We start from the raw sequence: 12,992 nt of genomic DNA on the forward strand, positions 1-12,992 counted from the left end.
TGCGACGGCGGCCGGCCCCCGAACAGGGAAGCCGGCCGCCGTCGTCGTTCTCAGAAGAGTCCTACGGCATTCCCGCTCTCATCCACATCCATGCGCATGGCCGCCGGGACTTTGGGCAGGCCCGGCATGGTCATCACCGCCCCGGTCAGCGCGACGATGAACCCCGCCCCGGTTTTGGGGATGAGATCGCGAACCTGGAGGGTGAACCCCTCGGGGGCCCCGAGGAGCTTGGGGTCATCGGAGAACGAGTACTGGGTCTTGGCCATGCAGACCGGAAGAGTATCCCACCCGTTTTCCACGATCCCGGCGAGCTGTCGGCGCGCAGAGGCTGAGAACTCGACGTCGGCACCACCGTAGATGTCCCGCACGATGGTCCGGATTTTCTCCTCCACCGATAGCTCCACATCGTAGAGGTGGTGGAAATCCGAGGGCCCCTCCACTGCGGCCAGCACCTTGGCGGCCAACTCACCGGCACCCTCGCCACCCTGACCCCAGACGTCGGCCACGGCCGCCTGAACCCCTTCGGCGGCACACCATTGAAGAACAGCGTCGAGTTCCGCCTGCGTATCCGTGGCGAACTGGTTGATCGCCACCACAGGCGCCAGCCCGAACCGTCCAATATTGCGCACATGCCGGGCCAGGTTCGGCAAACCTCCCCGCACTGCCTCCACATTTTCCGGACCCAATCCGTCCTTCGGGACTCCCCCATGCATTTTCAGCGCCCTGACCGTGGCCACCAGAACGACGGCGGAGGGCGGGCAATCCGCGTAGCGTGCCTTGATGTCCATGAACTTTTCGGCCCCCAGATCGGCGCCGAACCCGGCCTCGGTGACCACAATGTCCGCCAACCGGCGTGCCGTATTGGTGGCGATCGCCGAATTGCAGCCGTGAGCGATATTTGCGAAGGGGCCACCATGGACCAGTGCCGGGGTCCCGGCGATGGTCTGCACCAGGTTGGGATTGATGGCGTCCTTGAGCAGCAACGTCAGGGCCCCTTGGACGTCGAGGTCCGCCACGCAGACGGGACGACGATCGAAGGTGTACCCCACCGTCATCTTTCCGAGCCGCTCGCGCAGATCGTCCAGGTCGGTGGCCAGACAGAAGACCGCCATCACCTCGGAGGCGACGGTGATATCGAAACCATCCTGGCGGGGCATCCCTTCCGTGGGCCCGCCGAGACCGATGACGATGCTGCGCAGGGACCGGTCGTTGACGTCCATCACGCGTTTGAAGGTCATCCGCCGGGGATCGATCCCCAACTCGTTGCCCTGCTGGATGTGGTTGTCCACGAGGGCCATCAGCAGGTTGTTCGCGCTGGTGATCGCGTGGAAGTCGCCGGTGAAGTGCATGTTGATGTCTTCCATCGGCAGCACCTGCGAGTACCCGCCGCCGGCGGCCCCTCCCTTCATCCCGAAGATCGGCCCCAGGGACGGCTCACGTAAGGCGATCATCGTGCGCGTTCCGGTAGCTGCCAGGGCGTCACCGAGACCGACGGTGACCGTGGACTTCCCTTCTCCGGCCGGTGTGGGGGACATCCCGCTGACCAGGACCACCCGCCCCGGCTCCGAGGTGGCCGCGGGCAGCTCGGCCCGATTGATCTTGGCCTTGTATCTTCCGTAGTTCACCAGCGCCTGCGCCGGGATTCCGGCAGCTGCGGCGATCTCCTCGATCGGTTTCAACGTCGCCCGTTGGGAGATGGTCAGATCGTTCATGGCTTCCGGGGCACCGTCGGGTTGCTCGGTGGTACTGCTCATCTGCTCACGGACCTTCCCGGCCAATGGCCGTCCTGTCATGCGGCGGACCACCTTGTCGCGCCGATGAACCCCAAGCTACCAGCGATCGGTGGCCTCGTCCCGGGATCGGGAGGCGCGATTTAAGCGGCAAAGCCCGCCGGTGAAGCCGGCGGGCTTTGCGGTGGGACCTGATATCTCGTTCATGCTCTTCCTCCTGGGGTCGGTCGCTGATCTGGCCGGATGAACCGGCGGCGTACCGACTTAGCGGAGACGGAAGAGGATTTCCGGGGGGAGCTGGGATTCGTAGCGGTTCTTGGGCCCCGGGTTGTACAACGTATTCAACCACTGCGGGCCGTTGGGCTTGCTGCGTTTCTTCTGCATGTTATTCACCTCCCCGGGACATATCGGGGAGGCATACCTGACGGGCAGCCGGCTCGTTCATCAGGGGCCTGGCGCGCAGAACGTCGGGGCCGGTGACGAAGAGTTCGGCGGAACGGAGGCCGGAGGGGCGGGTGGTGCTGGATTGCGCGGACATCGCTGTTCTTTCGTTCGGAACCTCGGGATGGGGAGGTCTGGAACAGCGGCGCTGGTATCTAGCGGTTCGCCGTTCCGAAGGTGGGGAACAAGGCACGATCACGGATTCCGTCAACGTGCGCAGTGGTAGCCACTGCCGTCGTATTTTGGATGATCATCACGATTCCCACCTCCTTCGGTGAACGGGCCGAACGCGTCGGCGGTTAATAGGTCCACGGGCCAAGACATCTCATTGAGATCTCTCAATCACCGGTATCAACGTAACTTAAGATCGGCCTCGAGCGCCAGCCCGGGCCGAAACTTTCTGCTGATTTCCTGCCAGAATCCGGCGCGTCGAAGGCGACACGCCGGATTCGTCGTCGTTCCTTTACAGTCCCCAGGCTTCGACGGCCGGGGTCTTCTTATCCCAGCCGAGGCGGCAGACTTCGGCCGTGCCCAAGAGGAAGTGGCGTCCCTGGCCGACGCCGAGGCGCAACCACGTCGCCGCAAGGATGCGGGAGAAGTGCCCGTGGGAGAAGAGCACTGCGTTGCCGCCATCGGCCAGCTCGGTACGGACCCGCTGCACGATCCGTTCCGCGCGGACCCCCACCTGCTCGATGGTCTCCCCACCGGGGACCCCATCATCCCAAATCAGGTAACTGGGGTTTCTTTCGCGCACCTCGGCCGAACGGATGCCTTCGTACTCGCCGTAATCCCATTCATGCGCGTCCTGGACGGTTTCCGCGTGGGGGAACCCTGCCAGGTCGGCGGTATGGGCAGCACGCTGCGACGGGCTGGTCATCACGAGGTCGAAGGACGTGCCGGCCTTCTGGATGGCTGCCAGCTTCCGTCCGGCGATGCGCGCCTGTTCCTCACCATGGGCCGTGAGCGGCAAATCGGTCAGCCCGGTGTACTGGCCACTACGGGACCATTCGGTCTCACCGTGGCGGACCAGCCATAAGCGGGGCAATTCAGTCATCGTTCATCCTCTTTTCGTCAGTTTCACGATCGGACCCCTGCCCCGACCACCAGGCGACCAGCGCCTTCGATGCAGCGTCGGGCCCCAATGGGCCGTGGTCCAGCCTGAGCTCCAACAGGAATTTATAGGCTCGACCGACCTCCGGTCCGGGCCCGATCCCCAGCAGTTCCATGATCCGCCCACCGTCGAGGTCGGGACGGATGGCGTCCATTTGTTCCTGCTCGGCCAACTCGTCGATCCGACGTTCCAGGTCGTCGCAGGCAAAGGCCAGGTAATCGGCCTTGCGCCGGTTGCGGGTAGTCACATCCGAACGGGTGAGCCGCAGCAGCCGTGGCAGCACTGCCCCGGCATCGGTGACGTAGCGCCGTACCGCCGAATCCGTCCACCCGGCATCGCCGTAGCCGTAGAAACGCATATGCAGTTCCACCAGGCGGGCGACGGCCTTGATGGTGTCATTATCGAAGCGCAGCGCCCGCATCCGCTTCTTGGCCAGCTTGGCGCCGACGGCATCGTGATGACGGAAGCTGACCGCCCCGTTGGGTTCGAAACGCCGGGTCGCCGGCTTGCCGATATCGTGCAGCAGCGCCGCGAAGCGCAGCACGAAGTCGGGGCCGGGCACCTCCCCCTCGGGTCCGGTTTCCAAGGAGGCTGCCTGATCCAGGACCTGTAGGGAGTGTTGGTAGACGTCCTTATGCCGATGGTGCTCGTCGACTTCCAGGCGGAGTGCCGAGACCTCGGGCAGCACGTGGTCGGCCAATCCGGTGCGCACCAGCAGGTCGACCCCTTCCCGGGGATGGCGCCCGGTCATCAGCTTGATGAGTTCGTCGCGGACCCGTTCGGCGGAGATGATGTCGATTCGCGCGGCCATATCGGTCATCGCCTCCTCGACCTCGGGGTCCACGCGGACGCCCAACTGGGCGGCGAACCTCGCGGCACGCATCATGCGCAACGGGTCGTCGGAAAAGGAGGAGGCAGGGGTTCCGGGGGTACGGATCAGGCCCTGTTCCAGGTCTTCGAATCCTCCGTAGGGGTCCACCAGTTCAAGCTCGGGCAGGCGAAGTGCCATCGAGTTCATGGTGAAGTCGCGGCGGTACAGGTCTTCCTGCAAGGAAGTGCCAAAGGCCACGATCGGTTTACGGGAGGCCGGGTCATAGGCGTCCGCTCGATAGGTCGTGACCTCGATGGTGTGCTCCCCGCGCCGCAGTGCGATCGTTCCGAAGGCCCTGCCGACCTCCCAGGTCGCATCCGCCCAACCGGAGACCGCTGCCAACGTCTGGTCCGGATCCGCGTCGGTGGTGAAGTCAAGGTCCGGGGAAACACGCCCCAGGAACAGGTCCCTCACGGGGCCCCCCACCAGGGACAGTGCGTGGCCGGCCGAGGTGAAACGGTCGGCCAGTTCGAAGACGACGGCGGGAAGGAGCGTCCTGAGGGCGGATGGTGCGGGTAGCTGCTGCATAGTCCGTTAAGCTTGTCAGATTTTTCCGTTGCCACCTGACGCGCGTCATACGCGGGGCAGGCAGAAGTGCACAGCAAAGATGGATAGAGTGGTTTCCATGGCCCATCCAGTACCCCGCGCTCCGAAGCGCACACCGCTGAACGCCTCCATGGCGTCTGCGCAGCCGGGCCAGCACTCCCTGCCCACCGTCGAGGAAATCTCCTCCGGTGGGGTCATCGTCGATACGGCGTTGCCCGGACTCCCGGTGGCGATCATTGCCCGCTATAACCGGGGCGGTCGGCTGGAATGGTGCCTGCCCAAGGGCCACCCCGAAGGCGAGGAAACCAATGAAGAAGCAGCCGCGCGGGAGGTCGACGAGGAAACCGGCATCGCCGGGAGGATTCTCGCCCCGCTGGGCAGCATCGATTACTGGTTTACCGTGACGAACTACCGCGTGCATAAGACGGTCCATCATTTTTTGCTCGAGGCCACCGGTGGAGAACTAACCATCGACAACGATCCGGATCACGAGGCAGTGGACGTTGCCTGGATCCCGATCGCCGATCTGGGCAGGAAGCTCTCCTTCCCCAACGAGCGCCGCATCGCGGAGTTAGCCCGCGACCTCCTGACGCAGCATGGCAACTGAGACCACCACGGACCGGAAAGCTGGTTCGAACGCCAAGGCTTATCACCTCATGGCCTCCGGGACGATTGTGTCCCGGGTCCTGGGCTTCGTCCGCACGGCCCTGCTGGCCGTGGCCATCGGCTCCAACGCCATGGTGGCTGACATCTTTGAAAAAGCCAATGTCATCCCCAACATCATCTTCATGCTGTTGGCCGGCGGCATCTTCAATGTCGTGCTGGTTCCGCAGCTGATCAAGGCCTCCCGGGCCGCGGATAAGGGCTCTGACTACACCAGCAAGCTCATCACCCTGACCATGGTGGTGATGGGCGTCTTCACGGTGTTGTTGACCCTGGGCGCAGGTCCCATCATCACCATCCTGACCAAGGACTGGTCGGCACCGATGCTCACCCTGGGCACCGCTTTCGCCTACTGGTGTCTCCCGCAGATCTTCTTCTACGGCGTCTACGCCGTCGTCGGTCAGGCGTTGAATGCCCACGGACGATTTGGCGCATACATGTGGGCGCCGGTCGCCAATAACGTCGTGCAGATCCTGGTCATCATCGGGTTCATGATGTCCTTCGGCAAGTACGACGGCGATCCTGACCAGTTGGCGAACTGGACGTCGATGCAGACCCTCTGGATCGCCGGCGGTTCGACCCTGGGCATCGCCATCCAGGCGCTGGTGCTCTTTATTCCGTTGGCGCGTTCAGGTCTGCGGATCCGTCCCAAATTCAACTGGCGTGGCATGGGATTACGTCACGTCGGCAAGCTGGCGGCCTGGACACTCGGTTCGATGACCATGGGCAATGTCGCTTCGTTGATCTATGCCCGGCTGGTTTCCAGCGCGGCAAACGCCCGGAGCTCTCTGCCACCGGAACAGGCCGCAGCCGTCCCGGGCGAACAAGCACTGAACGCGATGCAGCTGGTCACCGTCCTGCCGCACTCGATCTTCGCCCTGTCCTTGGCCACCGTCCTCTTCAACGAGCTCTCGCGCGCCTTCGCCGATAATAAACGTGAGAAGGTCGCTCCCACCCTCTCGCTCGGATTGCGCACGACGGCGGTGCCCGTCGTGTTCGCCACGATCGCCTTCATCGTCCTCGCCGGTCCCCTGGGACGGCTCTTCAGCGGTGCCGGTGCCAATTCAGCCATTGCCGGGGCAGCGATCGGACAGCTCCTGCTTCTGACGGCCTTGGGCCTGCCCTTCAAGAGCATCCATTTCTTCCTCATTCGGGTCTTCTTTGCCGAGGAGGACACCAAGACGCCGATGATCATCCAATCTTCCATCGCCGTGATCGGCGTGGTCATCGCCTACGCCCTGGCAGCGGTCCTGCCGGCGACCAAGATCGCCCTGGGCATCGCACTGCTCTACGGGGTCACGAACATCCTCTCGGCCGTCATCGCCCACTTCCTCGTCGTCCGCCGCTACGGCGACTACGGCACGAGGGAAGTCCTTAACACCTATATCCGGATCGGCTGGTACTCGGCCATTTCGGGGGCCGCCGGGGCCCTCGTGCTCTGGTTCATGGGCGGGTATTCCAACGGATTTGCCTGGGAATCGATCTTTACGGCGCTCATCAGCATCGTCGTCGTCGGTAGCGTGATGGCCGTGGTCTACCTGCTGTTGCTCAAGGCAGCCAACGTGCCAGAACTTGAAGATTTCATCGGCCGTGCGGCCAAACGGGTGCCGGACCTCGGCAGAAGGTTGCGCCGCTAGGACACAATGTCCCGCCCGCTGGGTAGGGACACCGGTAACATGGTCGAAGCATGGCAACAGCATGCCCAGCTACACACCATCAATCCCGGGAGTCAATAGTGTCGCAGCCCATCGATGTCGGAGCCGTTCTTGGGGGCCGGTATAAGGTCACCGAACTGGTTTTGACCTCCGCCGACGGCGACGCTGTCCTGGCTGGGATGGATCAGGTGCTGAATCGCTCGGTGAGCATCCTCGTGGCCTCACCGGAAAACGCGAGCCAGGTGGCGACGAGTGCCCGCGAGATCGCCACCGGTGAACGCTATGGGGCCATGCAGGTCCTGGACCTCGGCATCTCGGATGGCAGTACCTACCTCATCACCAACACCGCCAGTCCTGCCGATCTGCTCGATCTGGTCATCCAACGCGACGCTCCCTTCATCGAACCCTTCTATACCGACACCCTGGGCTCGGAGATCTTCGGTGTCACCCGCAGCGCGGAACCGGAGGTCTATGACGATGAGGAAGAATACTGGGAAGAACTTCAGGCCAATGAGGAACGTAATGTCGGAGGCCGGGTCGCCAAGAAACTCACCGGCTTCACCAGCCGTCTAGGACGTGGCAAGAAGGCTTCGGGATCACCCGAAGCGGACGCCGAGGCCGCCGAAATCGACGCGGCTGCCGACGAATCGCCAACCCCCGCTGCTGACGCCTCGACCGAGGCCGACGAGCCCACGGAATCCACTCCACCAACTGCGGCCGCAGCCAACGTTCCACCGCGCCCGCAGACTCCCCCCACGACTCCCAAGGAGCCTGCGGAATCACTCGCTGAAGTGGACGATGACGCCACGGGTGAAACGGAGAAAGTTTCCCTGTGGGGCGCCGACGACGAGGATGCTTCGGATGCCGACTCCCACGCAGCGGACCGGGGCGACGGCCAGCTCGCCGCCGGTGCCGCTGCAGCAGCCGCGGGAACTGCCGAGCGCGGCAGCCAACCGGTTGCGGAGGACCACTACGAGCGTCCTGCAGCCATCTTCCCTGCCGGCGCCCGCCACTTCTCCGCTCCCGAGGAAGAGCTCGACGACGAGGAGCCGGAGGATAAGCCAGCAGGAAGTGGCTTCAGCCGCCTGCTGGTGGGGGCCCTATTGGTCGTCGTATTGGTCATCGCCGTCGTCTTCGCGTTCAACACCCTAGGCAAGAACGATGCACCCAAGACGGCTGCGGAAACCAGCCAGGCACCGTCCGCACCGGGAGCTTCCTCCAAGAAGGGCGAGTCAAAGGCTCCCTCACCGAAGACGGCAGTAGAGCCCGAGGTCACCGGAATTTCACGAGTCGTTCCCGGTAACCAGGCCCTGAACGCCGAGACGGATTCCACCTTGCCCAAGGCCATCGATGGTAACCAGGGCAGCTTATACAGTTCCTATTCCTTCACGACCCCGCAATTCGGCGGTTTTGCCTCCAACATGGCCTTGGTCGTGGAGCTGAAGGAAGAAGCCACCATCTCCGAAGTCGAATTATCCGGACTCAACGGAACCGGCGGTGCGTTCCAGATCAGCGTCGGTGATTCCGAAGACCTTGGTTCGGCCAAGGAAGTAACGTCAGGATCCTTTACTGGTCCCACCGTGACCGTTCCGGTCTCCGGGGATGACGATCAGCCGGTCAAGGGCAAATACGTGTTCTTCAACATCACCGAGCTTCCCCGTCTGGCCAGCACATCCAATAGTTCACGCCCGTATGGACTGCAGGTCGCCGAGATCAAGGTGTCCTAGGACCACTGAGGGAATAGAGCCCGGCACCGCTTCGTTGTGTAGGGCAAGAGATCATCAATACCCGTGCATCGCAGCTGCGACAACGCACGGTCTGAGAGAGAAGGACACACCGCGTGGCAACAGATACACCCGATGCCGTTCGCGACGTCATCATCATCGGTTCAGGACCGGCTGGCTATACGGCAGCCGTCTATACGGCCCGCGCCAATCTGGCTCCGTTGGTCGTCGCTGGCTCCGTCACCGCAGGTGGCGAACTGATGAACACCACCGACGTCGAGAACTTCCCGGGATTCCGTGAGGGAATCCTCGGACCGGATCTCATGGACAACATGCAGGCTCAAGCCGAGCGGTTTGGCGCGGAGATCCAGTATGAAGACGTGTCCAACGTCGAACTTGAAGGGGATATCAAAACGGTCACCCTCGCCAGTGGCGACGTCTACCGGGCCCACACGGTCATCATCTCCACGGGCTCCGCGTACCGTGAATTGGGTCTACCCAACGAAAAGCGGCTGTCGGGACACGGTGTTTCATGGTGTGCCACATGCGACGGTTTCTTCTTCCGCGATCAGGAAATCGCCGTGGTGGGTGGTGGCGATTCTGCCATGGAAGAGGCGCTCTTCCTCACGAAGTTCGCGTCCAAGGTGACCGTCATCCACCGCAGGGAAGAGCTACGTGCCTCCAGGATCATGGCCGACCGCGCCTTGGCCCACCCCAAAATCGAATTCGTCTGGAACTCCGCTGTTGACGATGTATTGGGCTCGGAGAAGGTCACCGGCCTGAAGCTTCGCAATCTTCTCGATAACACCGAGACCGAACTTTCGGTGACGGGCGTATTCGTTGCCATCGGCAACGACCCGCGGACCGAACTGGTCAAGGATCAATTGGCCCTGACTACCGACGGAACCATCGCCGTCGAAGGTCGAACGTCCAAGACCCAGCTCCCTGGCGTCTTTGCGGCCGGTGACGTCATCGACCCGACCTACCGTCAGGCAGTGACCGCTGCCGGCTCCGGCTGTGTTGCAGCTTTGGACGTCGAACACTATCTCTCTGCTCTGCCTGCCTCGGCAGAGCAGACCGCAGCAGTTTCCAACTAGTACCCCCTTTAGAAAGGACGACCAACCATGAGCCAAGCAAAAGATGTCACCGACAGTTCCTTCCAGGCAGACGTGTTGGATGCACCGAAGCCCGTCATCGTGGATTTCTGGGCCGAATGGTGCGGCCCCTGCCGTCAGCTCTCCCCGATCCTCGATCAAATCGCTGCTGAGCACGCCGAGAAGGTCGACGTGGTTAAGGTCAACGTCGACGATAATCCGGGCATCGCCGCAAAATACGGCATCACCAGCATTCCGGCGGTTTACGTCTTCGACAAGGGCGAGCACGTGGCTAGCTCAATCGGCGCCAAGCCCAAGCAGGCACTCGAGCAGGAATTTGCCGCCTTCCTCTAGAGATTGATTCCGGCGAACTGCGGTTCAGCAGCTCCGTCACGGGGCCGTTTCCATGCGACATGGGAACGGCCCCGTTTTCATGCGATGCGTCCATCGCCATTCTTGTCGCTTGTAATTCGCCGCGACGCTGCCGGAAGTTGGTGCCTCGGAGCGACGACGCGACGGCTTCAGAGACCACCTTCGGATAGATCGAAGTGTGCACACGGAAACTCGTCCTTCCTTGCCGTTTGTAACCCGGGGACCAGTCGCGGCAGCTTCCAGCAGCCCTCTGCTTTCCAGAGCCCTGAACTCGGAACTCTTCGCCCTCGGTGAGCCCATCCTGAATCCGTACAACTCGCTGGTAACTTGCGCAGATGCATCACCTTTCGGTTGCAACGATTTCCCGAATGACGAATGACCCTGTTCACCAGCTGATATTAGTTGCTTAATCCAGGGGAAACGAGCCTCGACTCATGGAGTCCCGACAACGTCTTTCTTGAGTGATGTTCTCGCGACCTGGATTCTTGCTGCAACTTTTTAGATCTAGGACGTCCGCGAAATCATGTGCCGCGCTCGGTGGACAAATCTGGATGGTGGCCAGGTGTACCACTCCCGGTGTTTCACGTGGAACACTCATCTTTGACTTATCCACAGGATATGCACATTCCTCATTTTCTGGGGATATCTATCGGACTGATGCGTCCATAGCGCTGACTCAGGGAAGAACCGAACTAAATCAAGCCATCGAACCGCTCGAAGAGTACTCGCACGACGCCGTACCTTAAGTACAAGTCCTGTGTCTCACGTGCTATGTTCAGACCTATTCGCGAACCTGAATGAGAAAGAATCAGACGTTTCACGTGAAACACGTGTTCTTGTCAATGCGGTTCCGAGAGTCAACTCAACAATTCTTGACATGCCGTAGAAGCACAGGAACTCCTCTGCTACTGAAGTCCCAAAGGGGAATTGCCTCACCTAGCGGCGTCGTTTCACGTGAAACAGCGGTCCCTTGATCCACGTAACCCAACATGGAACTACATCCTGGTAGACCAATAGCGACAGTGCCGCGCCTTGACTTGACGGCGGATAGTGGGGTTCCCATCGAGCGAAGAGCCGCGAGTGACAAGACAATAGGAAGAGGCGAGGTTTCACGTGAAACCTCGCCTCTTTTTGGGAACTAGATGACTACTGTTCCGCGGACGGTGCAATGACTCCCATGATGCGGTTCAGATCATCTACTGATCCGAACTCGATACTGACGCGACCCTTTTTTGCACCTAAACTGATCTTAACGTTCGTCTCCAAATGATCCGACAAAGAATTGGCCAGGTAGTCAAGCCGCTCGTGTCGGGCAGTCGAGCGGGGGCTCTTTTCCTGGGATTTGCGTCGCAAACCGTCGTTCATTGAAACAATCTCTTCCGTGGCGCGAACGGAAAGTCCTTCGTTCACGATCCGCTGCGCCAAACGTTCCATGTCAGCCACATCCTCCAAGCCCAGCAGGGCACGGGCATGACCAGCGGAAAGAACTCCGGCGGCCACCCTGCGCTGAACCAACGCTGGCAGCCTCATGAGCCGTATCGTGTTGGAGATCTGCGGGCGTGATCGACCAATCCGTTCCGACAGTTCATCCTGAGTACAGTCAAACTCCTGCATCAGCTGTTGGTAAGCTGCCGCCTCCTCCAATGGATTCAACTGAGAACGATGGAGGTTCTCCAATAGAGCATCACGCAGTAGCGCTGTATCCGCCGTTTCCCGGACGATAGAAGGGATGGTCGATAGGCCTGCCTCCTGAACGGCGCGCCAGCGACGTTCGCCCATGACTAGCTCATACTGCTGCTCTCCGCCTTCATCGGAGGGGCGAAGAACGATCGGCTGCAGCAGACCGACTTCGCGAATCGAGTGCACCAGTTCCGCCATGTCTTCGTCGTCGAAGACCGTTCGCGGTTGTTTCCGGTTCGGATGGATGCTTCCAACGGCGACCTCAGCAAAGGTGGCTCCCGGAACTGTCACCAATGTTTCACGTGAAACTCCATCGTCTGCTTGCGCCGAAGTGTCTCCCTGGGCCGGGATATGAGACTCTTCGAAGCTTGTCGAAGGTTGATCCTTTGGTGGTGCTACAGATTTCTCGACAGTGTCCTGATCTTCTGCCCCATCGCCTTCCTCTCGCGGTCCCCGTACTTTGCCAAGGACGTCAGGGACAGCAACTCGTCGATTACGGGTCGTTGGACTCTTGCGTTCAGCTGTGTCCGCAGATAAAGGTTGGCCGGCTGCTTCTCCTTCTGCGCGCCCTGGGGTGAAGAACATATCCACGGGCCGACTTTTACGCGGTGACTCAGAAGATCCTGACTTCGTTTTCGTCGGTTCCGCTGAAACGGCCTTCTGCGTCACGGCGTCGTTTGAATCTTTCGACGCGGACTTTTTAGTGCTCTCCGAGTCGTCCGAAGGAACGGGTTTCTCAGCGGAGACACTGGTTGCCTTCGGCGGTGTCTTCTTCGCTTTCCCCGCAGATGTTTCACGTGAAACAGATGAGCCCGCCGGCATTGAAGGCTTCTTCGTCGCTGTCTTGATGCGGTCTGCCGACTGCGGCACCTTCGAGGTCAGCGACTTTGAATCGGAAGACGTCTTCGTAGCGTCAATCCTCGTCGTGGTCTCCTCGGGCGGTGCTGAAGGACCAATATCAACCTGAGAAGGGCTCTCTTCTTCGTTTGATGGACTACCGGAAATTAGGGCTCCCAGCCCACGTCCCAAACCGCGTCGCTTCTCAACCATTCGTTGTCCTCTCGACCTTGCCAGCGCGCCCGCGCGCGGGCCAATTACCTACCCA

General features: G+C 61.3%; 10 protein-coding genes. 5 read left to right on the top strand and 5 right to left on the bottom strand.

The features are described from left to right. Positions 1-50: 50 nt before the first annotated feature. The 4 genes from CIK75_RS14435 to CIK75_RS14445 form a co-directional block, all read right to left on the bottom strand. A complete protein-coding gene (locus tag CIK75_RS14435) occupies positions 51-1,754 on the bottom strand; it encodes a formate--tetrahydrofolate ligase (protein ID WP_086994982.1) in 1,704 nt (567 codons plus the stop codon). 361 nt (positions 1,755-2,115) lie between these two features. After that, complete coding sequence (locus tag CIK75_RS16260) at positions 2,116-2,268, bottom strand: hypothetical protein (protein WP_158225978.1); 153 nt, start codon at positions 2,266-2,268, stop codon at positions 2,116-2,118. 366 nt (positions 2,269-2,634) lie between these two features. Beyond that, positions 2,635-3,225 carry a histidine phosphatase family protein gene (locus CIK75_RS14440; protein ID WP_086994906.1) on the bottom strand — a complete coding sequence of 197 codons (591 nt, stop codon included), beginning with the start codon at positions 3,223-3,225 and terminating at the stop codon, positions 2,635-2,637. Beyond that, positions 3,218-4,681 (bottom strand): CCA tRNA nucleotidyltransferase, encoded by a 1,464-nt coding sequence (locus CIK75_RS14445; protein WP_096224547.1) that lies wholly within the window; start codon positions 4,679-4,681, stop codon positions 3,218-3,220. The genes CIK75_RS14440 and CIK75_RS14445 overlap by 8 nt, the downstream gene beginning before the upstream one ends. Positions 4,682-4,778: 97 nt before the next feature. Between CIK75_RS14445 and CIK75_RS14450 the strand changes: the two genes are divergently transcribed. From CIK75_RS14450 to trxA, 5 genes are all read left to right on the top strand, one after another. Further along, positions 4,779-5,306: an NUDIX hydrolase gene (locus tag CIK75_RS14450; protein ID WP_096224548.1), complete on the top strand. Its 528-nt coding sequence runs from the start codon at positions 4,779-4,781 to the stop codon at positions 5,304-5,306. Then, positions 5,296-6,999 (top strand): murein biosynthesis integral membrane protein MurJ, encoded by a 1,704-nt coding sequence (gene murJ / locus CIK75_RS14455; protein WP_096224549.1) that lies wholly within the window; start codon positions 5,296-5,298, stop codon positions 6,997-6,999. Before CIK75_RS14450 ends, murJ begins: the two co-directional genes overlap by 11 nt. A 98-nt stretch (positions 7,000-7,097) precedes the next feature. Beyond that, complete coding sequence (locus CIK75_RS14460) at positions 7,098-8,744, top strand: discoidin domain-containing protein (RefSeq protein ID WP_086994897.1); 1,647 nt, start codon at positions 7,098-7,100, stop codon at positions 8,742-8,744. A 113-nt stretch (positions 8,745-8,857) separates the two neighbouring features. Then, positions 8,858-9,838 (top strand): thioredoxin-disulfide reductase, encoded by a 981-nt coding sequence (trxB, locus tag CIK75_RS14465; protein WP_096224550.1) that lies wholly within the window; start codon positions 8,858-8,860, stop codon positions 9,836-9,838. Positions 9,839-9,865: 27 nt separating this feature from the next. Beyond that, a complete protein-coding gene (gene trxA / locus CIK75_RS14470; RefSeq protein WP_086994891.1) occupies positions 9,866-10,189 on the top strand; it encodes a thioredoxin in 324 nt (107 codons plus the stop codon). Positions 10,190-11,353: 1,164 nt separating this feature from the next. On the opposite strand, the gene CIK75_RS14475 is transcribed toward trxA, so the two are convergent. Beyond that, positions 11,354-12,472 carry a ParB/RepB/Spo0J family partition protein gene (locus CIK75_RS14475; RefSeq protein WP_241895489.1) on the bottom strand — a complete coding sequence of 373 codons (1,119 nt, stop codon included), beginning with the start codon at positions 12,470-12,472 and terminating at the stop codon, positions 11,354-11,356. Between the last annotated feature and the right edge of the window lie 520 nt (positions 12,473-12,992).

The organism is Glutamicibacter sp. BW78 (genome assembly GCF_002332245.1).
GTDB classification, from domain to species: domain Bacteria; phylum Actinomycetota; class Actinomycetes; order Actinomycetales; family Micrococcaceae; genus Arthrobacter_H; species Arthrobacter_H rhombi_A.